The organism is Proteus myxofaciens ATCC 19692, from assembly GCF_001654855.1.
Lineage (GTDB): Bacteria > Pseudomonadota > Gammaproteobacteria > Enterobacterales > Enterobacteriaceae > Proteus > Proteus myxofaciens.
Genome location: NZ_LXEN01000246.1, coordinates 1 through 231 on the forward strand (window position 1 = coordinate 1; position 231 = coordinate 231).

Annotated in this window: 1 protein-coding gene; it reads left to right on the forward strand. The window is 35.1% G+C overall.

Annotated elements, in window-relative coordinates; translation table 11 throughout:
- On the forward strand, positions 1 to 231 hold a 231-nt coding region (locus tag M983_RS16800; protein ID WP_210433267.1), incomplete at both ends, for a TatD family hydrolase.

Genomic DNA, 231 nt, shown 5'->3' on the forward strand with positions numbered 1-231 from the left:
GCATACAGAACAACATCTAGTTCAATTACATGAATGGCTACAGTTATTATCTTCTCGTTGTGTCGCAATAGGAGAAATAGGGCTTGATGGTTATATGGAAAATCCTCAACCCGAAAAACAAGAACATTTTCTTATTGAGCAATTTAAACTGGCTATTGAATTTAATTTACCTGTTATTCTTCATTCACGTAAAACGCATGACAAGTTAAGTGCGCTTTTGCGTCGTTATGA